The organism is Mariniblastus fucicola (genome assembly GCF_008087665.1).
In the GTDB taxonomy this organism is placed as follows: domain Bacteria; phylum Planctomycetota; class Planctomycetia; order Pirellulales; family Pirellulaceae; genus Mariniblastus; species Mariniblastus fucicola.
Map to the genome: position 1 here is coordinate 2,618,378 of NZ_CP042912.1, position 25,709 is coordinate 2,644,086.

Consider the following 25,709-nt stretch of genomic DNA (forward strand, 5'->3'; position numbering starts at 1 on the left):
TTTTGCGTGAGTGTTAGACTGAGGGGCCAGCCGGTATTTTACACGCAAAAAAGGCGCTGTCATGTACTTCCGGAAATTGCCATCATGTTTTGGCGTATCCAGATGTCCTTCCCAAAAACTGGGGCAAAATCAGCAACGTTGCCGGCCCGAGTGAATCGCGATATGCCTGCGAACACAATGGTCGCTCACGTCAAGCAGCGGCTCGATGCGCGACCGGTTCGAGGAAGTCAATCGCTCTATCCAAAACTTCATCCGACCATTCAAGCAAACTCGAAGCTTTCTCTTCGACGTCCTCAACCGGCGTGACCGGATCTTCCGAACCCGCATCGCGTGGCTCAACAACGAGCAAAGGCCTCTCCAGCAAAATTGGCAACAGGTCATTTTGTTGCTCGGGCGGAATCAACGTTTCAATGTCGCGGAGATTTCGCTTTTGAAAGTTCCTCCAGACATCGGACTCTTCCATCGGGACCGCGAACGCTGGTTCTGGTCGCACTCCCCAAATGCCGCTTTCCTCAGCACCGCTTGTGCTGCGATCAATGGGTTTTCCACTGGGGCGCCAATAGCTGGCCGTGGTCAGTTTCATCACGCTGACGTTGGGGCGAACCGGGATGATGTTCTGGACGGTTCCTTTGCCCCACGATTGTTCACCAATCAAAGTCGCCCGGCCGTGATCCTGAAGACATCCCGCCACGATCTCACTTGCGCTGGCCGAGTAACGGTTAATCAGAATCACCACCGGAACGTTTTGATCGATTGAAAGTTTTTCACTGGAGGCATGTTCGCTCTGTCGCATCCGGTTGCGGCCCTGAGTGCTGACAATCTCCTTGCCCGGTTCGAGAAACATATCGCAAATTGAAATGGCGCTCGTCAGCAACCCGCCAGAATTGTGACGCAAGTCGATGATCACGCTGTCGACTTTCCCGTTGATTTGCTCCAACGCGGTCTCGACTTCTTCGGCAGTCCGTTCACCGAACTGCCGCAGTCGCATATAGCCAATTCTCGGATTGGATTCCAGGCGGAAAACCCAATTGCCCTGATCGTCGCGCGAATCCCCCACGACGCTTTCGACAGCAATGACTCGCCGCGCGACATCGACGTCCAGAAACTCGCCCTCGCGTTGAATCCGCAGCTTTGCGACTTCGCCGACGTCGCCACGCAACAGCTCGACTCCCTGTTTTCGATCCAGATCAAGGGTCGGCTCCCCATCGATTTCCACGATCCGATCGCCGCTCCTGAGCCCCGATTGCGAAGCCGGTCCGCCAGGAATTGCCGCGAGGATCACCAGTGAATTGTCCTGAACGTGACGCTCGACATAGATCCCCAGCCCCCCAAACTTTTGGCTGATGGCTTCATCAAAATCACGAAACATCTCGCCTGAAATGTATCGCGAATAGCGGTCCAGCTTTCCAAACATTCCATTCATCGCCGCATCAAAAAGCTGTTCTCGGGGGACGACCGTGAGCGATTTCGCGTCAACGACATCCATCGCTTCGGCGAACAGATTCGCGTACCGGTTCTTCGCAGCAGTTCGATAGCAGACCAATGCGACAGCAATCGTGATGGCAATGATCAGTAAATTTCTAAGCGGCATCGCAGGCAGATCGATGGAGGAGAAAAGTGGAATGGAAAGATGGATTGTCGTCCAGAAGCAGACAAATTGCCATGCAAGCATTATTGGGAAACTACATAGTCTGTGGAAGCTCGAAAAATTGAACGGGCAGTAGAAACGCTGAATGGTAAAAACTGTTGGCTTTGACTGTTTGCCGCCCACTCGCATCGCCGAAACGACGATCAGGACCATCACGTTTCCGGGGGGCAAACGCCTTTTGTCTATGCTGTTCTTTTCGATACCCAAAATATCGAACTCGTTTCGTCGCACTTCGCCAGGAAAGCTTACGCATGCCGTCTTCGCGGCAATCGTTTTCGTATGCGTTCTGGGCAATAGCTCGGCCGACGCGCAGCAGCTGACGTCTGGAAGCAGCGGAAAGCAGTTTCGGCTCGAAGGCGTCGAAGCGGTTCCATTTCAAATGCTCAATCAGCAGACTCAGGCCAAACTCCAGCCCGTTCTGGAAAAACCCAGTATCTATCGTCGATTGCCGAAGATGGCGATCGAATGCGACGCAGACTATTTCCGGTTCCTGGTGCGTCATCCGGAAGTCATCGTCGAAATCTGGAAACTGATGGGCGTCACGAAGATGAACACGTCCCGCATTGGGCCGTTTCAACTGCAGTCCGACGACGGCGCCGGAACGCTTAGCGACCTTGAACTGGTTTACGGCGACGGCGAGAAGCATGTCTTCTACGGCACCGGAACCTACGAAGGAGCCTTGCTGAGGAAAAAGCTTTCCGGAAAATGTGTGTTGGTCCTGCAGACTCAGCACGTTGTTGATGCTGATGGAAAACCCAAAGCGGTTAGTCAGCTGGACGTTTACCTGAAAGTGGACAACGTCGCGGCCGGAGTCATCGCACGCACCTTGCAGCCACTGGTCGGGCCAACAGCCGATCATAACTTTGTCGAGTCGCTACGATTTGTGGAACGGTTGCACGATACGACGCTGCGAAACGGCCCCGGCGTTCAGCTGATGGGCGATCGCCTCGACATCCAGCCGCAAGTGCTGGATGGGTTCAAGCAGGTCGCCGGCATGGCTTATGAGCGAGGTAACGAAACAAAGGTTTCGAGCGCCGGAAGACGCATATCTGCGGCCCCGCAGGTGCGAAAGTTTCAAAGTCGTTAGCGTTGACGGTTACCTGACACTCCGGAATTCGGTTTCTCCCCAAACCACTTCAAATTCCGGGGATTACAATGAGATCGTTCGCTGCAGCCAGCCTTATCTTCGTCATCGCGAGCTTTCAGCTTGCCAACGTGCAACTCGCAAACGCTCAACAAAAATCGATCGTCGAAACGGCAGTCGGAGCGGGAAACTTTAATACGCTCGTCGCGGCCGTAAAAGCAGCAGGGCTTGTCGATGCACTTGCCGGCGATCAACAGTTGACCGTTTTTGCGCCCACCGACGAAGCATTTGAAAAACTCGATCCTGTCCTGCTCCAATCGCTTCTGCAGCCAGAGAATCGCGATCAATTGAAAGCGATCCTGACCTACCATGTCGTGCCGGGGAGAGTGAAGGCATCTGATGCGTACGGCTTGAACGCGGCCGACTCGCTGCAAGGCCAGCGACTGAATTTGAAGCTCCGCGAAGAGTTACCTTTAGTCAACGATGCGTCGCTGGTCGCCACTGATATCGAATGTCGCAACGGCATCATCCATGTTGTCGATGAAGTTTTGTTGCCGGCGACGAAGACGATTCCCGAGATTGCTGTCGAAGCCGGCGTGTTCAACACGCTAGTCGCTGCAGCCAGCGCCGCTGACTTGGTCGATGTTCTTGGTGGCGAAGGCCCATTTACAGTTTTTGCCCCAGCGGACGAAGCGTTTGCCAAACTTCCGGCTGGAACTGTTGAGTCTTTGTTGCTGCCGGAAAATAAACAAAAGCTTGCTGACATTCTGAAGTATCACGTTGTCGCAGGTCGCGTTTACGACGAGCAAGCCGTCAAGTCCCGATCGGCAAACACGCTGCTGGGCCGAAGCGTTCAGGTCAAGTTCGCTGCCGCGGGACTGATGGTGAATGATGCGACGGTCACCAGCAAAAACGTCGAAGCTTCCAACGGAGTCATCCATATCGTCGACAGCGTTCTGCTGCCGCCGTCTGCGATGTCAGCGGGCGAAGCGTTGGCGATTCTTGAGTCCGCGATAGATCGCGGCGTCCCCGTTTACAACAGCGGGCATCATGCTCAATGCTGCGACCTTTATTCCAACGCGTTGAATCAAGTCAAAGATGCTGGAGTCGACGGGATGCAGAACTACGTTTCAACGGTCGCCTCGAATGCGATGCACAATGCCAGCCAGACCGTGAACGACGCCGACCGAGCGTGGGCCTTGCGTCGCGGCATCGACAGCCTTCGAGTTCGTTTCGGCTCGGCTATGGTGCGTTAGCCGAAAGCCAACCAATTCCGCAACGGACTCAACAGCCACAAGCCATTTACTGATGGTCGTGGCTGTTTCTATGCGCTGTTCGTTTCCGTTCAAATCCATTTCGCTTGTCGAACGTCCACTCTTCGCAGTGTCGTGCTGACGACTCCGTCATTGCCAACGCAAATTCGGCACTGAAACTCCAGCTCAGGCTGCCGTAACTGCCAAAATAAACGTCGCGAAAATTCTTGACAACGTCATTGCATTGCTGTACTATCGACGCAGTACAGTGGTTCAGCGGCGATGTCGGGAGTTCTTTTCGTGTTCTTCAATATCAACACCTCCAACGGCGTTCCGGTCTACGAGCAGATTGCTCGTCAGATCGTTTTTGCCGTCGCCAACCGCGGGATCGAAGTCGGCGAACTGGTGCCTTCGGTGAGGAACCTCTCTCGTGAATTGGCGGTCAATCCAAACACCGTCGCTCGGGCCTATCGTCAGTTGCAGGATTCCGGCGTGCTGGAAACGGTTCGTGGCGAAGGGCTGGCAGTGACTCGAGGGGCGGCTCAAAAGTGCAAAGCGACGCGCAAAAAATTGGTCGGCGATCGAATTCTCTCAGTGCTCCAGGAGGCACGACAAAGCCAATTGACCGAAGAGGAAATCAAGTCGCTGTTCAACGAGTCGCTGGCGACATCGAAAAAGCTTGCGGCCAAAAATCGGACCAGAAAATAGAACCAGAATAGGGCTAGGCATCATGGCAATGGTTGAACTCAGAGATGTATCCAAGCGGTATCGTACGGTGCGCGCCATGGAGAACGTGTCGTTCAGGATACCTCCCGGCGTTGTTTTCGCATTGCTTGGCGAAAATGGAGCAGGGAAAACGACGACGATCAGATCGATGCTGGGCCTTGAGCAACCTGACTCTGGCACGGTGCGTGTGTTGGCGATGGATCCTCGCAAAGATGGCATCGAGATCCGTCGCAAGATTGGCTGTGTGCCTGATGCGCCGAAGCTTTACGACTGGATGAAGGTGAGCGAGATCGCGTGGTTCGCAGGTGGCTTTTATCCGGAGGGCTATGTTGCGGAATTTGAGCGGTTGGCGGCCGAGTTCGAATTGCCAATGAATGTCAAAATCAAAACGCTATCCAAGGGTGGGAAAGCCAAAGTTTCTCTCGCGTTGGCGATGGCTCACACGCCTGAGTTGCTGATTCTGGACGAGCCGACTTCGGGGCTTGATACGTTGGTCCGTCGCAAGTTCCTCGAGAGTATGGTCGATGTGGCGTCAGCAGGCCGAACGGTTTTTCTTTCAAGTCACCAGATCCCGGAAGTCGAACGGGTCGCAGATTATGTGGCGATCATGAACGAGGGCAAGATTCGAGTCTGTGAAAAGCTGGAAACGTTGAAGGCGGAAATCGAGCAGTGGGTGGTCACGCTCGAGAATCCTGAATGCTCATTGCCACCATGCGATTCATTTTTGCTTACCCACGAGGGCATCGGCCAGCGACGTCAGCAACTAACTGTGCGGAGCCCGGAACCTAACGCGTTGTGGGCTCTGAGAGATACCGAAGGCGTGCTGCAGGTCGATGTTCATACACCGTCATTGGAAGAAATTTTCGTCGCGTATCTGAAATCGGGAAAGAACGATTGGCGCTCGGAACAAAATTCACTGCCGCGTGACGTACCGGTTTCGGATGCGAGCGAGGAGGCGAAATCATGAGCACAGTGAACGAAGTTCTGCGCTGGAAGGAGAGGCGAACGTTGCTGCCGGTTTGGGTTTCGATGGGAGCCCTGTTCCTGATCGGTTTGCTGGCGACTTCGTTCAGCAATGCTTTTGGGCGAGTCGATGAACTTGGCTTCAAGTACGCCGCATTTTTCTGGCTCAGCAGCTGCCTTATTGGTTTGGCGACTGGATGTTTGCTGTTCGTTCCAGAGCGTGAACAGGAGACTGATTTGCTGTTGGGCGGCTTTCCAGTCGATAGCCGAACGGTTGGCAAAGTGAAGTTGGCAGAAGCCGTTTTGCATTTTTTGGGTTTCGTCGTGGTCAGCGGTTTGCTGATGGTGTTGGTTTTGTGGCTGCGGCATGGTGGGCTGCTGTTTCGCCTCAACGCAAGTCGCAACTATTCGCCTGACTTGACGGTTCAGTGGTATCTGGTCGTCGGCCTGATTCCCGTGCAAGCATTTCTCTGGAGTTGTCTCTGTTCCATCTGTTTTCGCAAGGCAATCACCGCGGTAATCTGCGCGTCGGCGTTCACCATCGTTGGATGGTCTTTGGTTCAGTTGTGTGCCGTTTCGTTTGCTGAGTTTGACCTGATGTCAGCCACGTCCTGTCAGTGGGCGGCGATGACGGGACAAGCATTGTTGGCTGGAGTGCTCGCGGTTGCCACGATTCGATTGTCGGCAACGTGGTTGAGGGAAATCCCAGATCCGCGACATGACCGAAATTTCATGCGTAAACAGTCCATTGCAACGAATGCATTGACGCAAGAATCGTCGGCTCAGACTACGTATGCGTTCAAAGCATTGACGTGGCAGGCCTGGCGGATGGTCAGAGTTCCGTTTCTGCTAGTCGCGAGCAGCATTGTGTTTTCCGGGATTCTGGTTGGTTTGTTTGTTTTACAAACGCCTACCGGAGCGTCGAGCAATATTTTCGAAGTTCAGATGGTGTGGATGAACTTGTGTTCGATCGCAGGTGCATTGGCCGGGCTGATGACTTTTCGCGGTGACCAGTCAAAAAACTCGGTTCTGTTTTTTCAGCAACAGGGCGACTATCCGACCCGCGTTTGGCTTTCACGAGTCGTGTTGCTTGGCACGCTATCGCTCGTTGCAGCCATCGTTTGCGTTCTGGTTAGTGCGACCGTTTCGCTAACGCATTTCGAATCCTACTCAAACAACTTTGGCAATCTGCTTTCACAGACCAGAGCCATCAATGGGATCATGGCTTTCGCGGTCGCCGCCGCGGTTGCTCAACTGGTCTCAATCATTTGTCGCTCTGGCATCCTGGCGTTTTTTCTCTCTTTCATTGGCGTCCTTTTCGCTCGTTCGTGGTGCAGCATCGTTATGCAACATGACGAATCCGCGCTGCTTTTTATCGGTCCCTTTGTTATCGCCTGCTTTTTCGCATCCTGGTGGTACGCTCCACGATGGATTTCAGGTCGCAATCCAATACGTTCTGTCCTGCTTCCGATTGCGGTGACCAGTTTGGTCTTTATTGGTAGCTTAAGCGCCTATGCGATTTGGCGTGTGAATGAGATCCCGGTGTACGCAGTGGGCGCTGATCTGCAGCAAGCGTTTGAGTCTCATGACAACTTCCTGGCCGCCGACGATCGGAAGTACAAGGCAGTGTTTCTTCTTCGGGAAGCGATGGGGGAAGTTGATTTTGACTTTCAGGAATACAATCGTCTGCCAAGAAAGTCGAGGGACGAGCCGCAAACTTGGTCTGACGATCTGATTTCCAGGAACTTTGAAATTAACGAGTCAGCACTGGAAAAAATCACAACGGCAGTTGCGGACGACAAAGTTCATCTTTGGCTTTCGCCGATATCGCCAAGTCGTCGGCAGACCAAATACCAATCGGTTTCAAGACTTCTTGCGGCACAGTCTGAGAAATTTCGTCGGGACGGCGACCCGGAAGCGTTGTTGGATTCTTTGATTGCCGAATCGAGAGCTGCCTGGAAACTGAATCCGTCGCCGGGAACCAGGACAGCACAAACGATCATGAAGCTTGTCGAATGGTCGTCGATGAAAGGACAGACTGAATCGCTGCTGCTTGCCGGAATCGCACGTTTAAATCGACTTCGCCACGAGATTTTCGATCCAAATTCAAATCGAATTCAATCTGAGTTCTACTTCGACATTGCAAGAACGCACGAACCGTTGCCTGCGGCCGACGGCTTTGTTGCCGGAGTGCTGGCCTATGGTGACTACTATTGGGAGTCGATTCGCGAGCGTCGGATTCGAATTCGCGAGTTCGCACTCCTCGATTTCCAGATTCAGCAAACGCTTTCGAGAGTAAAGCAGGATGGCAATTTCCGACACTTTGTTTGGGACGGATCGGGCTATGCCAGTCAGGTGTCGCAGGAAGATTTTGATTTGATCTCGATTGAGCGGGCTATCGGGTACGCAAAAATTCGAATGGCGCTCGAGGCGTGGAAGCTACAACATGGCGAGTTTCCAGACTCACTTGAGAAGCTGACGTTGACGACCGAAACGGGCTCATTGCTGGAATCGCTGCCAATGGACCCGGCTCACGGAATCGATTTGCCGTACGCCTGGTTTCCCGATGGATTGGACAAGGTGGCTTTCCTGCCTACCTCAACGACGAGCACTCGGCGACACAATATGAGCTGGCAAACAGTCTACGATGGCACGAAGGGGATTCCGCCGAAGACCCCATTCCTGCTTCCGTACGCCGGCAGTTTCAGCCTGTATCCTGTACTGGTTGGCAATCGGGGAAATGATCGAGCAACTGTGTTTCGGCGCAGCTATGTGTTTGAGAACCCGCCGGGCCAGTCTGATGAAGAAGCTCGCTCATCCAGTTCGTCGTTTTTGTCATCGCAGTCGGTCGCAGATTACTTGTTGCGTCCCGCTGAGTCTGGGGGCGACGTTAAAATGCCTGAGTTGGATGAGCTGCGCAAGTTGCTGGAATCATTGGATTGAGTTTCGCACGCCTTCGCGGATGCGATTCAGTTCTTTCTTCATTTTTGCGTAACCTATCGCACCACCCATCACACCAGACATGCCTTTTTCGACCGAAACCTGGCTACCAGTTCCAACCGGGACAACCTGGACTTTGAAGCGGTAACGTTTGACGAAGGCACCGAACAGAATTCTGAGCAAGTTGTTGCCGATTCCGTAAATGGCGTCCACCGGATTGCCATCTTCCATTCGATATCCTTCGCCGAGAAAATACTGCTGGACAGCCGCAGCGACGGTCTGTGGATCGGAGGGACTTTGAGCCATCCAGTCGGCTGCATTGGCGTTGGTCGTCATCGATTCGGGGGATTCGTAGGGATTCGACATCTTTGTCTCCATGATTGAAATCACTGCGTTTTACGATGCTATCGAATTGGGAAAGTGCTTGCAAATCGAGTTTGTGGTCACCGATAGCAAATTTTTCGCGATTCGGAATTGATGATGTTCCGACGATGCGATTCCGATACTCTCTGCACCTATCGTGATTCACTGGAACTGTTCAGAGAGTAGACAAATGAGTTTTCGAGTCATTCAAATCGCTGTACTGACGACAGCAATGTTGGTACCGCTTGGCTGCAAGTCACTCTATGGCCAGTATCAGAGTTCTCCGCGTAACGACACGATCGCGGGTGGAGTCGCGGGCGCTATCATCGGCGGAATCGTGGGAAAACAGAATGACGAAACGCCGGAAGGCATCGCCATCGGCGCAGCCCTTGGTGCGTTGGCTGGCAACGTCGCCGGAAACGCTCGACAGGATATGGAAGCCCAACGTCGGGCCTATAACGAAGCGGCTTACCGACAGCAGTTGGTCAATCAGCAAGTCCAGCAGCAGGCGTTTCAACGATCGGCATCGGTGCAGGACGTGATCAGCATGACACAGAATGGTATCGGAAGTTCTGTGATCATGAACCATCTTCAGAGTGTCGGTGTTCAGCAGGAGATCGGCGTCAACGAAATCATCACACTTCATCGTGCCGGCGTGAACGAGCAGGTGATCTCGCTGATGCAGCAGATGGGTTCAGGCCAGGTTGCGGTTCAACCGACGTCTGCTCCGGTCGTTGTTCAACCGACTCCACCGGTTTTGGTTCAGCCAGTTGCGCCGACGTATGTGCAGCCCGTGATCGCTCCCCGTCCGTCGATCGTCATCGAAACCTATCGGCCACGTCCTCCGGTTCAGTATCACTATCGGTCGAAGCCTAAGTCGAGACACGGCAGTGCTCCTCGCGGCGGCGTTCACTATCACCACCGATTTTAGGCTGGTCGATGTTTTGTTGAAATTGGCTGCGGGTTGAGGGTGTCGTTCGCGACGCATGGCCATGGTCGCCTCAGAGTTTCGGGTTTCGCAACGCGACAACTCGAAACTTTCGACTACCCGCCGCTGACTGGTGGAATCATCGCAACTTCCACGCCTGGATTCACCACATCCTGGTCCACTGCGTACTTTTGATCCAACGCGATGCTGGACCTCGCCAGCAAGTCTGCCAACTGCGGAACCGCATCGGAAAGAGCCGCTCTCAGGTCTGCCACTGATCCATTTTCGGGCAACATGACCTCGATCGATTCAGCGTCTGCGATCTGTCTCGCTTGGGCGAACAGTAAAACCTTGACTCGGTTCATGTCACCACCAATTCTTCGCTGCGTCGATTGAAAAGGTCTTCCAGCTCCGACGGCATCAAACCGTACGCCAACGCAAGGATCTTCACCGGGTGAACTGTGGTCTTGTAAGTTCCCTGCTCCATCTGAATCTTGCAGGAACTGCACTCCGTCGAACCGGCCAGCAACTGCGGCTGTCGCATCGCCTGAATCAAGTGAACTCCGATTCTCAACGACCGGCGATAGTTTCGACGCTTGAGCCCGTATGTTCCCGCCATTCCGCTGCAGCCTTTGTCCAGCACTTCAACTTGCATCCCCGGAATCAATTGCATCAACTTCACGGCCGGGATGTCGGAAACCAAACCCGATTTGAGAATCGCTCGTTGATGGCACGGCAGGTGGTAACCCACTAGTGCACTGAGCGGATTGAAATCGAGGGCAAGTTCGCCGCTACGATGAAGCTCCATTAAAAACGAGCAACAGTCCGTTGTGTTTTCAGCAACTTTCGTCGCGTCCTCGTCGTCAAGCAGATTCAGATACTCGTGCTTGAGCGCCAATGCTGCTGACGGTTCGGTCGTCACAATTCGATAGCCCTGCCGCACCCACTCGGCCAGCATTTCGACATTGCGTTCGGCGATCGCCTGAGCCCGCCCAATGGCTCCATCGGAAATCATCGACATTCCAGAAATACCCTGGTTGGGAGGAACAAGCACATCAATATTGTTGTGCTTGAGCACTTCAACAAAGCTACGACCAAGCTCCGGATCGTTCCAGTTCACCCACGCGTCGTAAAAGTAGACGACCTTTCTCGACTGTTGCCGCGACGGGCGGCCAAGTTGATTTTTCTGTGCCCAGCGGGCAAACGTTCGCGTTGAAAACCGAGGCAGTTTTCGTCCCTGGGCGATTCCAAAAACGCGATCCAGAATCCAACGCCACATTGGGCTGCGGATCATCCGATTCGTCAATCTCGGCGCTCGTCCGCCAAGTCCGTACAGCCAATCCAGCCGCGTCAGAATCCAGTCTGAAACACGCAAGCCGTTGGTCGCGTAGTACTGTCCTTTCGCTTCCACCATCAGCTTTGGAATGTCGACCGAAGCCGGGCATTCAAGCCGACATTGATGGCAATTGAAGCACAGATCAGCGATCTCCTTAAACTCGTCTTTCGCCATTTGATCCGGAGACAACGCGCCGCTCACAACGCCACGAATCAAATTCGCTTTGGCTCGCGGAGAAGACTCCTCGCGTGGCGACGCCCGGTAAACAGGACACATCCGCTCGGTATGCATGTTGGTTCGACAGCGAGCACATCCGTTGCAATTTCTCGCCGCCAATCCCATTTGCGTGACGGACCAGTCCAGCTGCGGTTGAAGCACCGGCAATGCTCCGTCGCCATCCCCGGATTTTGACTTGCCGCGTCCGAAAGGAGTCAGCAGTTTCCTCGGCGTCGGTTCTTCGGCTTCATCTTCTGAAGTTTCAGCATCGCTATCCGTTTTCACGATCGGTTCTTCAGCCTGGAAAATCCGCAAGTTGTCGGTCAAGTCCGAGTAAGGCAAACCGACGATCTTTCCCGGGTTGAGCACGTTCTGCGGATCGAAAATGTTTTTGATTTCCGAAAACACCGGGTGCAGCTTTCCGTACTGAGAACGCAGGAACCACGTCCGCCCGAGGCCATCGCCCTGGCTGCCGCTGATCGAGCCATTCATTTCCAGCGTCAAGCCAAACACGGCTTTGGCAACCGGCTTCATGCGAGCAATGTCCTTCGGATCGGCGAGGTTCAGAAACGGTCGGATGTGAACCATGCCTTGCGGCGTGTGAGAGAAAATCGACGCCGTGATGTCATGCTCGTTCAGCACTCCATGAACGCGTTTGAGAAACTCCGGCAACCGGTCAGGTGCGATCGCGATGTCTTCAATGAACGGAACGGCTCGCCGCAATCCTCTCAGTCGATACAGCGACGGCACAACGCGGCGCACCAGATGCCAGTACAAATTTCGCTCGGCCGGTTGCGTCGTCGTGCGAACCTCGAACGCCAGCTTTTTGCGACGCTGAATTCGATTCGTCAAGTGCTGCAGCTTGTCACGCAGTGTTGCATTGTCGTCCGCCGAAAACTCCACCAGCAACATTGCTTCGGCATCCACCGGAAGCAAACGCTGAAACTGCTCGTTCGTCTCGCGTGCCAACGTCAGCAAACGCCGGTCCATCAAATCACATGCCGTGATTCCCATCTTGCCGATATCGACCGCAGCAGTCGCGGCGGCCTGAAGCTGATGAAAGAACAACAGCGCCACGCCGCGATGCGTCGGCAATCGATCGGTTCGCACCACGGCTTCGGTGATGATTCCCAACGTGCCTTCGCTGCCGATCGCCAACCGCGTCAGGTCCACATCATCGGACTGCATGACTGAGTCCAGGTGGTATCCGGCCTGATTAACCTTCGTGTCGGGAATTGAATCGGCGATCAGTTTCTCGTTGGATCGAATCACGTTGCCGACGCGTGATTTGAGTTCTCGAATTCGAGCAGCGGAACCAGCAGGTTGTGAAGCAGAGTTCACCCAAACCTGGTTGGCCACAGAGTCGAGCTGTACGACCTCGCCGTCCGCCATCACCATCTGAAGCTGAACGACTTTGTCTCGTGGCGTTCCCGACGCGATCCAGTGGCTGCCCGTTCGGTTCATGGCCAACGCGCCGCCGATCGTGGTGACCGAACGTGTGGCTGGATCCGGTGAGAACATTTGCTGGTGCGATTCCAGATTCCGATTCAGGTCACGAATCGCAACGCCAGGTTGGACTCGCACCGATTCGCGATCCACTCCCAGAATCTGTCGCATCCCGACGGAAAAATCCAACACGATTCCATTACCAAGCGACGCTCCGATGACGTTGCTGCCCGAACCGCGGGGAATAACTGAAAGCTGGTTCTCTGCCGCGTATTTGACGACCGACACTACGTCAGAAAGCGATTCGGGACGCACAACCGCCAGCGGTTTGATCTCGTACAGGCTGGCATCAGACGCGTAGATCTGGAGAAACAGATCGTCGCATCGAATCTGCCCATCGAGCACTCCGGACAGGTCAGCCAAAATTCGTGCGCGATCGGGATCCATGTGGTTCGAGTTCGGCGGTTCGGTTGAAAAAGAAAAAGATCGCTCATGGGCAAGCGATCGAGGCTCGAAACGAATTCGAGCGAGTTCCATCTGCTGGAAACTGATCGGGCTATACTCGCCGTTGCTATCGATCAGTTTAGCACAAATCCTCCAATTCGCCGCCTTCACCCGTCTTTGCAACGAGCGAATAATGAAAGACGATGTTCGAATTGAATCACAGCCAAACAATAAGTCATGACAAGCAAAACTGATTTTTCCGATACCTGTGCCGTAGCCAGTTTGTCCCTATCGGTGATCCGATTGTCCGGAAACGATCGCGCCAAATTTTTGCACAACTTCTGTACCGCAGACATCAACAGGCTGCAGGCCGATCAATGTTGTGAAGCGTTCTTCCTCAACCACAAGGGCAAAACGCTTTCGCATGGAATTGTGGTTTGCCGCGAGGTCGATTTGCTGATCGTCTCGACGGCCAAATCGCCGTCAGTGCTGCTAGAACACCTGGATCGGTTTTTGCTCAGCGAAGACGTTCAGCTTCAGGACGTGTCCCAGTTGTGGCGAGGTGTGTTTGTATTTGGTGGTCAATGCGAACAAGCGTTGCAGGCCTGCGACATTCAGGTACCCAGCGTCGGTGGCGTTGCGAGCACGGGCTTTCAGGTTGTCGTTCGAGCAGAACTGGCAGGGCAGGGCATTTTGATTCTTGAAGCCGCCGCAGGCGATGTCGACGTCGCCGGAAAGCTTTTGTCAAACGGTGCAGTTGACGTTTCTGCTGATCATTTGGATTTGTTGCGAATCGAAAAGATGACTCCCTGGTGCGACACCGAAGTTACCGACAGGTGCTTGCCGCAAGAGTTCCGTCGAGACTCGAAAGCGATCTCGTTCACCAAAGGATGTTACCTCGGCCAGGAAACGGTGGCGCGTCTGGATGCGTTGGGCCACGTCAACCGATATCTGTCTGGGTTCGAAATTCTCGAAGGCGATGTTTCAGTCGGAGATTCGTTTCGGAAAGACGAAAAGAAGATCGGCGTCGTGACTTCGTTGGCTAAGGATTCTGAAGGGCGAAAGTTTGGGTTGGGTTTTTTGCGAGTTGAGTTCACCAAGCCTGGCGATACAGTTTCCTGCGACGGTGTAAAGTTGCAAATTAAGTAGGTCGGTTTGTCCCTGACTGATGCAGCTTTCGCCGCCTTTGTTGGACGGAAACGAAGTAGATCAGTCTGTCCCAGACTGAGAACAAAAACGCGAATTTGGTATAGCGTCCCAACGAATCTGGGACAGACTCGCCTACTACCTCGCTTACTTTTTCTCGCCACCCATGACATTTCCAAACCCTTTGAACAGGTTGAAACTCGGCAACGCCTGCTTCTGTTTGTCACTGCGTTGAATGTCGATGTAGCCATGCAGTGAAAACTGCGACTGGTCGCGAATCGCTTCCACATTCAAGCCACGAAACCACTGCAAAACCGGAGCGACATAGTCGTCTGGCAGCTGCGGCTGATTGAATGCCGGCCACGCAGAAGAACGCCAGATTTTTCGGCCGGACGGAAGCGTCGTCAATTCATATTCGCCTCCCAGCGAACAAACAAGATCCACGTTCAGCATTCTTTCCGCTGTATGTAAAGCGTCTTCGGGCGCGATGTCGAATTGCTGAACCAGCATGTTTAGCAAGCGAACGTTGGCGATCGAAGTCTGCCACGCGCGGCGGTAGGTAATCGTGTTCGCCCAGGCTTTAATCTTTGAGTTCAGCAAGTCGCCGACCTCAAGGCGAAGCTGCGCTGGTCGTTCCACAGGTACCAGTTCCAGATGAGGCTTCAACGATTCCAGTCGCCGCTGATCAAACGCAAGCACCGAAAAATCATTCCACTGCAAACGCCACAGCGACAACAGTGGCGAATACGTGTAGCCGAACGCATCGGGTTGGGCGCCAAGTCGCGGCATCCAGTCCGTGTAACCCGGGTTAGGCCATGCACCCAGATAGCCTGGCGTCTGACGGAAGGTTTCGAATGTTTCCAATATCGTTTTCGGTTCCAGATCCAGATTCGGGTCCAGGTAATCCTGAACGGCTCCGAAAACCTGATGTGTCGGCACGCCCGGTGACGTCATGCCGCCCTGTAAACTCGCTTCGATGCGAATAATGTCATCCGGTGAACGCGCGACGGTTCTCTCAAGCGGCGGACCCAGCATGGTCAGCAACCATTCGTAACTGCCTTCTCCGAATGGTAGCAAACGAGCGTCGAACACAACGCGTTCCACATTCTTGCCGCCATCATCATCTTTTTTGAAGCGCTGAATTCCGATCGACATCGGGTCCAGGGATCGCATATTGCCAGCGATAAACGTCGCCCGTTCTCGAAACCATGCCGTCTCGTCGGGCGTCACGTCACCGATCACCATATCCGGAATCGGTTTAAAGTAACCTCGTCGACCACGCAGCGAATCACGCCACACTCCATCCGTCAATTGAAGTTCGCCGCCGTCCGGGTGGTAGCCAAAGTTCTCTGGCAGAAATCCGCCAGCGATCAGGTTCGGGATCCCAACATCGAGGATTCCTTCGCTTGACGCGCTCAGCGTTGCCATCTCCAGCAACAGCACATCGCTCACCGCCTGGTTGCGACGCCTCAACTCAATCTGGTACGCAGGCGTCAAAAGCTGCTGCAGGAATGGCGTCGAAAGATACGCGAACAGTGTATCCTCTCGCTCCAACGGCATATTGAAGCGGGCAAAACGGAATTCAGCAGCATCGGCGAGCGAACCCTTACCGTTCGAAGCTTGCACAAACCTTCGCGCAATTGATTCCGAAGTCGTTATCAGATGATTGTCACCGACGGCAAGGTAAAAAGAGCGATAGCGATTGTCTGGCGTCGACAATAAAGTTCCGTCAACACCCTCAATCGTCACTTTTCTGACGGTCACGTTGCGAGATTTTCGTTCGGCAGCAAACGTGCTGCGTTTGCCATTCAGATTCGTTTTCAGCAAACCCGTGTTGTGAGCGTGAAACATGACTCCCACCGAAGCACCGGCGTCGAAGTACGTATCGGTTCCAATCAGTGCCACGTCGGCGATCAGGTTTCCGCCGAAGAGATTGTCAAACTCGCTGGACTGGATCGCCAACTGGTCCTGGAACTTCGTCTGAACCTCGGACTTGAAACCTCGCAGCATGATCATTCGTCCAAGATCACCGCCGTACTCTTCAGTAAGTCGTTGCAGCCACAGGTGGTTGTCCCAAGTTCCGAATCGAAGGTAGAAACATTCTTGTGGAACCCCTTTCGCAATCGGTTCGATCTCGATGTCGTCTGGCAAATCAGAGACCGTCAGCGGTGACCAGAGTATCGGCTCCGGGAGCGGTTTGTCGGCAGTCGCGGAGTCGACTCCGGCAATCATCGAACGTTGCACACTGTCCAGTCGCAAGGCTTCTACGTCGAACAGCAACTCAAACGTACGCGTCACAGGATCATTGCTGCGACGCCGACGCATCTGCGGGTCCATTCCCAGGCGTCTGCCGATCAGTGACGTCAGATAGACTTCTACCAGCGGCGGATAATCGCCGTCCTTGATGTGCATCTCAGAAGTCGAATTGAAGTTCTGCCACCAATTCGTCGCGAATCGTTCGTAGCGACGCGGGCGAGTGAATTCAACCGGAATCTGAAAGTCCACCACTCCGCTGCCGTGCAAGCGCGCGTTAAGCGGTTCATCGCCTTCGAACAGGAACCAGATCGTCAGCAGGTCACTTGGCTTGGTGTCTTTGTCCCCCGTCAAAATGCGAAGAAACTTACGAACCGGAGTGTGCGAAATCACCGGGTAGTGGATCCGATCGTTCTCTTCGGTAAACCAGGTCGCTCCCGTACGGGAGATGATTTCATCACCACTACGCAGTCGAAACGTGACTTTGCCAATTCCATACGGACGCCCAGCATGCGCCTCGACGGATACAACCACCGGCATATTTTGCAGTTGTAAGTCCGATGGAAGCGTCCGAGCGATTTCCTGTGCGTCGGCGACCTGGATTGTAAGTACGCACAGCAACCCAACGGCGATGTACTTGCCCAGAGTTTTGATCATCGTTCTCTCCATGTTCCTCTGCCTGTTCTCCGTCCCGGATTCTATCCGATTTTCGAACTTTCTGTAGAAGTTTACGGCATCGATTGCGGCTGGAAGACTGCTTCGTGAATCGCTATTATGTCGCGATGGAAAAGACAGACACTACGACGCAATGTAACAACTCCCAACCCTGCACTCCCTGCGGTTCGGCCAGCCCCGAATTGGAGCTTCCGCGGGAACGGCGTCGACGAAAGCCCTGGGAATCGGCACCGCTTGAATCGCGAAGCAACAAACCTGTGGTTCGCCCAAAAATCGAGCGCGTTCCGCGCCGCTGGGACCGGCTAGCACGTTTGGTCGGCGAAGATGGTGTTCGCGCTTTGCTTAACTCTCGCGTGACCGTTTTCGGATTGGGTGGCGTCGGTAGTTATGCCGTTGAATCGCTCGCGCGGTCAGCCGTCGGGCACCTGACGATCGTGGACTTCGACGACGTCTGTGTAACGAATGTGAATCGCCAAATGCAGGCCTTTCCTTCGACGGTTGGGCAATCGAAAGCGGACCTGTTGGCCGAGCGAATTAAAGCCATCAACCCGGACGCCACTGTCGATTCTGTGCAAGCTTTCTACGATCCGCAAACCAGTGAGTCGCTGCTGACTCCCCGGCCGGATTTTGTGATCGACGCGATCGACAACGTAACGGCGAAACTACATTTGTTGGCGACGTGTTTAAAGTCCGATATTCCTGTTGTCAGCGTTGCCGGGGCCGGTGCCAAGCTCGATCCGACCATGATTCGCGTCGCGGACTTGAGTCAGACTCGTGTCGATCCATTGGCCCGAGTCGTTCGCAAGGAACTTTCCCGCCGCGGTTTTGAAACGACGAAACACGTCGGCCTGCCGGTAGTTTTTTCAGAAGAACCTGCCATCACTCCGATGGCTCCATCGTGGGACGCAGAAGGGTTCAAGTGCATTTGTCCTCACGCGGAAGATTCGCCACACGAATGCGAAAAACGAAACCTGATTTACGGGACGGCTTCTTTTGTGACCGCGACGTTTGGGAACGCGGCTGCTTCGGTCGTGGTGCGGCAGATCGCGAATGATCGAGTCGATCCGCAGGGTTGAGCCTTTCAGATCGTGATATAGCTGGAGCGATGTTGACGCCAATCAATACGCAAACTCGTACCAGCCTTGCTGATTGAAGCGCCATGAATCGCCATGTCCGGCGTCCAGTCGTCGCCGCATGACGTGCAGTGCGTAAGGATCATCAGGCGATGACGTCGTCGGCCCGTCAGATTCCAGATAGAATCTCGCGTTAATGACTTTAGGAGCAAACACCCGGTCCGAACGCGACTCGGGTTTCAGCTTTGAAGAGAAAATCATGTCTGTCAAAAACAGTTTCTTTGTTCCGGTTCGCTCGCAGTCAGGAAACTGGTTTGGACTTAGAAATGCACGCTCGTGACAAATTGAGCGTCGTGCGATTTCTGTAACGCGGCCGATCGGAGACTCCAGCTCTTTTTCGATTTGATTATTGACGGTCAAGCGAAAATCGTTGCCTTCGTTGATCGCCTCCAAGCTAACTTGCGTTTTGCTATCAGGCTGCAACTCGACCAGATGTATGAGGATCGGTTGTCGGTTTCTGGATTGAGTGTGAGCGATCGCGTTCGCGAATGACGTCATTACCGCTTCTACGCGAATCCGATGCTTTCCCGCTTTGGGCACATGAATGAACGCTTCCAGACGATTCTGGGACTCTGGCGTATGAACCATGGTTTGGTCCGTGAAAAGCGGCAAAAACTCATCGAGGCTAACGCAATCTGAGTAGAGGTTCCCCAGTCCTGCGTTCAGCAGACGGTACTCAGAATCCAATTTTTTTAGTTCTTCGTCAAAGCGTTGTAGCTCGGACAGTTCCTGGTCCAAGCCTTCAACTTGTTTCTTCAGCTGCGCCTCGCGTTGTTTTGCGGCACCAAGTTGTGACGCTGAAACGATATTGAAGACCGCCAGCCCGACCAACGTAGCGATCAGGCTTCCGATCGTGACGGCGTTTTTCAGCCCGCCTGGTTTTTCTTGCAGATCACTCATCGTCGTTCGTCGAATTCTGCTGGCGAAGCCGCTTGTTCAAATCGCTGTCTCGAATCACAAGCGACAAGCTTTCAGGATCCTCAACAGTTGGCCAGTGGTTGATGTCGGCCAGCAACAACGATTCAGCTTCGAAGAGATTCTTGTCGGTAGTGGATAGCGCGTGCGTTTTACGCCGATTCAATTCAGCCAACGTTTCCAATTCTTTTGAAATCTCTGCACGGGTTTGGTGTTTCAATGGATTCGGGCGTTTGCTGTCGACCCAGTCCGGGTGGCGCATCGGAACAGAGGGTCTGCTCGATTGATGCAGATTTACTCCGTCAATCTTCAACGTCACGGAGTCTCGATCTTGAAACGATGTCACGCTCAATTGGACAAAATGGTCTCCGGCCGTGAGCTGTTTCCTGAATTGCAGTTCTGGCGAAAAGTAAGAACTTTCGCGAAGCAGGGGAGGGTCTTTCGAACCGCCATCGTTCGTCGCATGGTAGCCCAGGCAAAGCTCAAATCGCCTGGACTCTGGAACGATGATTCGAAACGATTTGTCCACATGTGATTTTGAATCTGGATTGCCGTCGTCGCTGGCCGCTACGAACAGGTTCTTAAGGTCGTCGATTTGCAAACGTTGATGCATCATCGCGACAGGACGAAAAAAAACGTCAGCGTTTTCCAGTTTGTCTCGTCGCTGATCAAATGCGTTTGCCGCACGTGTAAATATCAGTTTCTTTTCAGCGAAATGCTCCGTTTGTCCTATTCGCTTGTCAACGATATGTTTTGTTCGCCGACAGTTTTGCTGGACCAGTTTTGTTTCCCTCAGATTGTTGAGACCATTGACCGTTAGCACGGACAGCAGTGTGATCGACAGAAGATGTTTCAGTGAAAAGTTCATTGAAAGCGATTATACTCTGCGCCGTTCCTGCTTCGGAGGAGCATGGGAAAACGGATTCGTTCCCGATGTTAGCCGTCAGTTTCGCGGGGCTGAAGATAGTTCCGGAAAAAAATGTTTTGGTGTATTGCATTTGGAACCTTTTCGCGGGTAAGACCACTTACGAGAATGAGTCAAAGCAGTTCATGTAGCGCATTTGGCGGATTTCAATAGAAAACAGGTTTGAAAATGGCCGTGAAAAATCAATCGAACTCTAAAGTTAAGACCCTCGATGGCAACAGTGCTCGTGTCGTAACACAAATGCCACTGTTGGATTCCGGAGGCGTCGAAGAAAAACGTCAGGAGATTCTGGATTACTTTCACGATTCGTTCACACTTTATGAAAGCCTGTTCGAGTGTTTGGTTAGCGATGAGGCATTTTATCGCCGCGCGAATCGACTGCGTCAGCCGCTTATTTTTTACTACGGCCACACGGCTGTTTTCTACATCAACAAGCTCAACGTTGCTAACCTGATCAACGAGCGAATCGATCCAAAAATCGAATCCATGCTGGCGGTCGGCGTGGACGAGATGTCCTGGGACGATCTCAACGACGACAACTACGATTGGCCGACTCCGGCCGAAGTTAAAGCTCACCGGGACAGAACTCGCGAAATCGTCGATCGCTTCATTCGCGAATGTGACTTTACAATGCCGATTGATTGGAACAGTCCCATGTGGATTGTGTTGATGGGAATTGAACACGAACGAATTCACCTGGAGACTTCTTCGATCCTGATGCGCGAGCTTCCGATCGAAATGGTCAAACCGCATCCGGTGTGGGGCAACATTTGTCGGGAACAAGGCGTTGCGCCGGAAAATGAACTCGTCTCGGTCGCAGGCGGGCAAGTCGAACTTGGGAAATCGCACAAGAATCCGATCTACGGCTGGGATAACGAGTACGGTTACAACGCGGAAACCGTCGAGCCGTTTAAAGCCTCAAAGTATCTGGTTTCGAACGGCGAAATGCTTGAGTTTATCGAGGCAGGTGGCTACCAGGAGTTGTCGCTGTGGACAGAGGAAGGTCGCGGCTGGCTGGAATTTAGCAATGCCGAACATCCGGTCTATTGGATCAAGGACGGCGATTCCTATCAGTTGCGTACGATGTTGGAAGTCATCGACATGCCGTGGAACTGGCCAGCGGAGATCAACTACCTGGAAGCAAAAGCGTTTTGTAACTGGAAGTCCGAGCAACTGGGAACCCATGTTCGCATGCCAACCGAGGCCGAGTGGCAGACGATGCGGAACGCGCTTGATACGGATCAGCCCTTCTGGGATGCGGCGCCGGGGAACATCAATCTCGAGCATGAGTTTTCTCCGTGCCCGGTCAATCGCCACGAGTTCCATGATGGCATTTACGATTTGATCGGAAACGTCTGGCAATGGACAGAGACTCCAATTGATGGGTACAACGGGTTTGAAGTCCATCCAACCTATGATGATTTCTCCACGCCGACTTTCGATGGAAAACACAATCTCTTCAAAGGCGGCTGTTGGATCTCGACGGGGAACTATGCGATTAAGGACGCACGCTACGCGTTCCGCCGTCACTTCTTTCAGTATTCTGGCTTGCGTTACATCGAAGCCAATCCGTTACCGGAACCCGAAGTCAACGTTTACGAAACCGACCAGATGGTTGCCAAGTATATCGAGTTTCACTATGGCGACACGCCGGTTGAGTCCATCGATGTGCCCAACTTTCAGGTCGCGTGTATCAATGAAGTCGCACAGCATCTTGACGGTCGACGCACGGGCAAAGCCTTGGACATCGGTTGTGCTGCCGGTCGTTCGGCGTTTGAGTTGGCAAAGCTTTTCGACCATGTCGACGCGCTCGATTTCTCAGTGCGTTTGATTGAGGCACCTTCGAACCTGCAGAAGTCCGGTATTCAGCGCTACGTGACTACCGATGAAGGCGATTTGAATCTCTATCGGGAAATTAACCTCGCGGATTTTGATGGCTACGACGCGGTCAAGGACAAGATCGCGTTTATGCAAGGAGACGCCTGCAATCTGGTGGACAAGTTCGGCAGCTACGATCTGGTGTTCGCTGGAAACCTGATTGATCGACTGTACGATCCCGAAAAGTTCCTGAATCTGATCAAGGATCGAGTCAACGAAAATGGTTTGCTGGTTCTCGCATCGCCCTACACCTGGAGCGAAGAGTACACGCCGCGAGACAAATGGCTGGGCGGATTCAAAGCCCCAACTGGTGAGAGTTACACGACGCTCGAGGGCATCGATCGCGTGCTTTCTCCGCAGTTCAAGCTTCTCGGTCACCCGGTTGATCTTCCGTTTGTGTTCCGGGAAACTTCGAGGAAGTTCCAATACGATGTATCCCAATTGACGGTTTGGGAAAAGCTGTAAACTTGGTTGTGGCGCCAAAGTCAAAACTGTAGAGATCTTGTTCAACGGCAAGCCCAATTCGACTGCGTGCACAAACTCAGTCGCCTTTGGCTTGCCGTTAAACGATTGCACAACTCCGCCGAAACTCTCAATGCTGATTGAAATCCCAGACGACCTACGCTACCTGTCGGAGCTTTATTCTGCCGACGCGGCGGACGCCTGTTTCCTTGCGGAATATCCCAGTTCCAACAGTAAGGACACGATCTTTCAGAACTCAACCGAATTCATTATCCACGACCCGTTTCCCGCTCCGCCCCGCGAGTTGCTGACTTCGCTCGGGCCGCACCACTTGATGTGCTGCTGGGGAACGCAACTCCCGGTGACCTCCCAGATTGCTCCGCCAGGAAAGTTGCTTGAGCACTGGCAGCGAACTTTCGGTACTGAAGGCTTGCCGAAATGGAAACCGTACGACGATAGTGATTTGTTCATTACGATGTTTCCACATCAGTCGATTCCGCCGCAGCAGCAAGTCGTCGAACCGTTGGTGAACTATGAACTCCACTCCAAAGAGATCATCGAGCAAATCGATTGCCCGCAGGCGAAAGTCTACGACTCGATCGAGTATCCTTGTATCGTCAAGCTAAGCCACGGCTATGCCGGGTTGGGCAACTACCTGCTTCGGGACGCATCCGATGAAGCGGCGATGCGGGAGGAACTCGCCAAACACTGGTCCGATTCGACTTTGATAATCAACTCGGTTATCGAAAACATTTGCGGCGATTACGGTGTTCAGTTCTATCTTCGTCGCGACGGTTCGATCATTTGGCTGGGGCTGACCGAGCAACATTTCAACGAGTCAAAGCGATGGTGTGGCGGAACATACTCCAAACATTTGCAAACCGATTTGCTGCAATCGTTTGAGCCCCACGTCACGGCAACGGCTGCTACGCTGCACGAGAAAGGGTATTTCGGCGTCGTCGGGATTGACATTTTGCGAGACGACGAAGGCCGCTGTTTCCTTGTCGACGTAAACCCGAGGCTGACTGGAATCACGCCGTTTCTGATGGCGTCCCGAATCTTCCAGGGAGAAGACTCGTACGACGAAGGTATCTATCAGGCCAGTTTCCGATTCAACGGTACGCTGACGGAGTTGATATCCGTCGCGGAATCAATTGACTACGGCCGTGTGCTGATTTTAAGTGCATTTGAGCGATCTGCGGGTGACAACCGGACAACGATCTGCCATGTTTCAGTCTCCTCAGAATCACAGTCGCGAAACCGCGAAGCTCTCGACCAACTGGCAAAGCATTGAAGAACAGCAAAGATCTCACCTCCGGGTCCATTCCTCGGCACGTCCGTGATTTGGCTCTACCGGCAAGCGTTGGGCTGTTTTTCCAGACGATGTACAACGTCGTCGATACCTACTACGCCGGCGATATTTCCGAAACCGCGCTGGCGGCCGTGGGGCTAAGCTTTCCAGTTTTCCTGTTGGTAATCGCAGCCAGTAGTGGCCTGTCGCGCGGAGCATCAGGGCTGATTTCGAATGCTATCGGAGCCAGAAAGTACGAAGACCAGCAACGCTTCACGACGCAAAGCGTATCGCTGGCGAACTGTCTTTCCATGGTGCTGACGTTTGTCGGATTGATGATCGCCAGTCCAATCTTTCAGTTCCTTGGCGCTGAAGGTGAATTCCTCGAAATGGCCAATGCCTATATCACACCAATTTTCCTGGGCGCGTCGTTCTTCATCGTCGGTGGAGTCTGCAATGCGATTCTGACCTCCAGCGGTGACACCAAGACGTTCGGCAGTGTGTTGGTCGTTGGCTTTTTCCTAAACCTTGTTTTCGACCCCTGGTTCAAGGATGGCGGCTGGGGGCTTCCGGCGATGGGCGTTGCGGGAATCGCTTGGGCAACGGTCCTGATTCAGTTCCTGGGAAGTAGTTTTTTGATGTGGAGTGTGATTCGTCGCGGGCTGCTGAAAGTCAACGACTTCCGCGCCTATGTGCCTGATCTGAAAACGTGGTGGGAGATCACCGTTCAGGCATTGCCGGCTACCTTCAATATCTTTTCTATCGCTATCGGATTCTTTGCGATCAACTGGTTCCTGAAGCGTTACGGCGTCGATGCCGTCGCGGCTTACACTGCCACCACTCGAATTGAGCAAATCGCGCTCATGCCAACTTTTGGTTTGTACGCCGCGATCATGGCACTTGTTGGGCAAAACAACGGTGCTGGAAAGATCTCACGCGTTCGCGAAACGATGTGGTTCTGCAACTGGGTCGGCGTAACGGTCAACCTCGTCATGGCCGGTTTGATGTTTCTGTTCTCGCGGGAGCTAATGGGAATTTTCACCGATGATCAGGAAGTCATTGAGTATGGAGTCACCTGCTTAAATGTTATCGCGCCGATTCACTGGTCCTACATTTTGACCGCGACGCACATTGCGATGCTGCAGGCATTGAAGCGTCCTTCCTATGGATTCTTTGAGGCGATCGCTCGAAAAATCATTATCCCCTTGCCGATTCTGTGGGTTTTGGTTGTGTGGCTGGGGAAAGACATTGAGTGGATCTGGTACTGCAACGCCGCCATTAATGTTCTGATGACGGCAGTGACAGTGCTCTATGCCAGAAAAGTTTTGAACGAACTATCCGCTTGATTGCTCGGGAGAGGCGACTTCGATTTCGAAGGAAAATGCTTCTCGGTATTCTACGATCAGCGACGCTATTCCGGCGTTGAATTTCCTCGTCCATCCTGCCTTGATCGCGCTAACCAATAGGTAGATAGTCAAACAGGCTTACCCCGCACCCACGCAGATGCCGGGAGGCGAAAATTGTTGTGCCCAATCGCAGGTTCAACAGCCGTGCTGCGGCGAGGGTTGCGAGTCGCGAGGTCTTGCGTGCTCAGCAGGAAGAACTAAGCGGCGCGTCATGTTGCCAAAATATGCAGAACAACGTTGCTGCGGTCCAGTAGCGACTTTAGTTCAAGAACCAAATC

Annotated in this window: 18 protein-coding genes; 11 read left to right on the forward strand and 7 right to left on the reverse strand. The window is 53.4% G+C overall.

All coding sequences use genetic code 11. The annotated features are described in order from the left end of the window. Nucleotides 1-190: 190 nt before the first annotated feature. Complete coding sequence (locus MFFC18_RS09605) at nucleotides 191-1,591, reverse strand: S41 family peptidase (RefSeq protein ID WP_157665021.1); 1,401 nt, start codon at nucleotides 1,589-1,591, stop codon at nucleotides 191-193. Nucleotides 1,592-1,733: 142 nt separating this feature from the next. Between MFFC18_RS09605 and MFFC18_RS09610 the strand changes: the two genes are divergently transcribed. The 5 genes from MFFC18_RS09610 (at nucleotide 1,734) to MFFC18_RS09630 (ending at nucleotide 8,617) form a co-directional block, all read left to right on the forward strand. Beyond that, nucleotides 1,734-2,735 carry a hypothetical protein gene (locus tag MFFC18_RS09610; RefSeq protein ID WP_075082284.1) on the forward strand — a complete coding sequence of 334 codons (1,002 nt, stop codon included), beginning with the start codon at nucleotides 1,734-1,736 and terminating at the stop codon, nucleotides 2,733-2,735. Nucleotides 2,736-2,803: 68 nt separating this feature from the next. After that, on the forward strand, nucleotides 2,804-3,988 hold the full coding sequence (locus MFFC18_RS25450) for a fasciclin domain-containing protein (RefSeq protein WP_075082285.1): 1,185 nt from the start codon (nucleotides 2,804-2,806) through the stop codon (nucleotides 3,986-3,988). Nucleotides 3,989-4,267: 279 nt separating this feature from the next. Continuing rightward, nucleotides 4,268-4,693, forward strand: a complete 426-nt coding sequence (locus MFFC18_RS09620) for a GntR family transcriptional regulator (RefSeq protein ID WP_202907484.1) — start codon at nucleotides 4,268-4,270, stop codon at nucleotides 4,691-4,693. Between the two features lie 28 nt (nucleotides 4,694-4,721). Further along, complete coding sequence (locus MFFC18_RS09625) at nucleotides 4,722-5,678, forward strand: ABC transporter ATP-binding protein (RefSeq protein WP_210421386.1); 957 nt, start codon at nucleotides 4,722-4,724, stop codon at nucleotides 5,676-5,678. Next, nucleotides 5,675-8,617, forward strand: a complete 2,943-nt coding sequence (locus MFFC18_RS09630) for a hypothetical protein (RefSeq protein WP_075082287.1) — start codon at nucleotides 5,675-5,677, stop codon at nucleotides 8,615-8,617. The genes MFFC18_RS09625 and MFFC18_RS09630 overlap by 4 nt, the downstream gene beginning before the upstream one ends. On the opposite strand, the gene MFFC18_RS09635 is transcribed toward MFFC18_RS09630, so the two are convergent. Further along, nucleotides 8,606-8,980, reverse strand: a complete 375-nt coding sequence (locus MFFC18_RS09635) for a hypothetical protein (protein WP_148618766.1) — start codon at nucleotides 8,978-8,980, stop codon at nucleotides 8,606-8,608. The two genes, MFFC18_RS09630 and MFFC18_RS09635, sit on opposite strands and share 12 nt — an antisense overlap. Nucleotides 8,981-9,167: 187 nt before the next feature. Here MFFC18_RS09635 and MFFC18_RS09640 point away from each other — a divergent pair, with 187 nt between their 5' ends. Further along, nucleotides 9,168-9,908: a glycine zipper domain-containing protein gene (locus tag MFFC18_RS09640; RefSeq protein ID WP_075082289.1), complete on the forward strand. Its 741-nt coding sequence runs from the start codon at nucleotides 9,168-9,170 to the stop codon at nucleotides 9,906-9,908. Nucleotides 9,909-10,021: 113 nt separating this feature from the next. Here MFFC18_RS09640 and MFFC18_RS09645 read toward each other — a convergent pair whose 3' ends face one another. Both MFFC18_RS09645 and MFFC18_RS09650 read right to left on the reverse strand, forming a co-directional pair. Further along, nucleotides 10,022-10,270 (reverse strand): MoaD/ThiS family protein, encoded by a 249-nt coding sequence (locus tag MFFC18_RS09645; protein ID WP_075082290.1) that lies wholly within the window; start codon nucleotides 10,268-10,270, stop codon nucleotides 10,022-10,024. Beyond that, nucleotides 10,267-13,350, reverse strand: coding sequence for an anaerobic glycerol-3-phosphate dehydrogenase subunit C (locus tag MFFC18_RS09650; protein ID WP_075082291.1), 3,084 nt, complete (start codon nucleotides 13,348-13,350; stop codon nucleotides 10,267-10,269). The genes MFFC18_RS09645 and MFFC18_RS09650 overlap by 4 nt, the downstream gene beginning before the upstream one ends. A gap of 234 nt (nucleotides 13,351-13,584) precedes the next feature. Between MFFC18_RS09650 and ygfZ the strand changes: the two genes are divergently transcribed. After that, nucleotides 13,585-14,496 carry a CAF17-like 4Fe-4S cluster assembly/insertion protein YgfZ gene (gene ygfZ, locus MFFC18_RS09655; protein ID WP_075082293.1) on the forward strand — a complete coding sequence of 304 codons (912 nt, stop codon included), beginning with the start codon at nucleotides 13,585-13,587 and terminating at the stop codon, nucleotides 14,494-14,496. A gap of 144 nt (nucleotides 14,497-14,640) precedes the next feature. Here ygfZ and MFFC18_RS09660 read toward each other — a convergent pair whose 3' ends face one another. Beyond that, nucleotides 14,641-17,403: a hypothetical protein gene (locus MFFC18_RS09660; RefSeq protein WP_148618768.1), complete on the reverse strand. Its 2,763-nt coding sequence runs from the start codon at nucleotides 17,401-17,403 to the stop codon at nucleotides 14,641-14,643. Between the two features lie 104 nt (nucleotides 17,404-17,507). On the opposite strand from MFFC18_RS09660, the gene MFFC18_RS09665 reads away from it, so the two are divergent. After that, on the forward strand, nucleotides 17,508-18,497 hold the full coding sequence (locus MFFC18_RS09665; protein ID WP_202907486.1) for a tRNA threonylcarbamoyladenosine dehydratase: 990 nt from the start codon (nucleotides 17,508-17,510) through the stop codon (nucleotides 18,495-18,497). 42 nt (nucleotides 18,498-18,539) lie between these two features. Here the strand turns inward: MFFC18_RS09665 and MFFC18_RS09670 are convergent, their stop codons facing one another. Together MFFC18_RS09670 and MFFC18_RS09675 are read right to left on the reverse strand one after the other, a co-directional pair. Beyond that, on the reverse strand, nucleotides 18,540-19,454 hold the full coding sequence (locus MFFC18_RS09670) for a hypothetical protein (RefSeq protein ID WP_075082295.1): 915 nt from the start codon (nucleotides 19,452-19,454) through the stop codon (nucleotides 18,540-18,542). After that, complete coding sequence (locus MFFC18_RS09675; RefSeq protein ID WP_075082296.1) at nucleotides 19,447-20,337, reverse strand: hypothetical protein; 891 nt, start codon at nucleotides 20,335-20,337, stop codon at nucleotides 19,447-19,449. The genes MFFC18_RS09670 and MFFC18_RS09675 overlap by 8 nt, the downstream gene beginning before the upstream one ends. Before the next feature lie 225 nt (nucleotides 20,338-20,562). Between MFFC18_RS09675 and ovoA the strand changes: the two genes are divergently transcribed. From ovoA to MFFC18_RS09690, 3 genes are all read left to right on the forward strand, one after another. After that, nucleotides 20,563-22,737: a 5-histidylcysteine sulfoxide synthase gene (gene ovoA, locus MFFC18_RS09680; RefSeq protein WP_084416788.1), complete on the forward strand. Its 2,175-nt coding sequence runs from the start codon at nucleotides 20,563-20,565 to the stop codon at nucleotides 22,735-22,737. A gap of 130 nt (nucleotides 22,738-22,867) precedes the next feature. Then, on the forward strand, nucleotides 22,868-24,028 hold the full coding sequence (locus MFFC18_RS09685) for an ATP-grasp domain-containing protein (RefSeq protein ID WP_075082298.1): 1,161 nt from the start codon (nucleotides 22,868-22,870) through the stop codon (nucleotides 24,026-24,028). After that, nucleotides 24,025-25,371 (forward strand): MATE family efflux transporter, encoded by a 1,347-nt coding sequence (locus MFFC18_RS09690; RefSeq protein WP_075082299.1) that lies wholly within the window; start codon nucleotides 24,025-24,027, stop codon nucleotides 25,369-25,371. Before MFFC18_RS09685 ends, MFFC18_RS09690 begins: the two co-directional genes overlap by 4 nt. The last annotated feature ends 338 nt before the right edge of the window (nucleotides 25,372-25,709 follow it).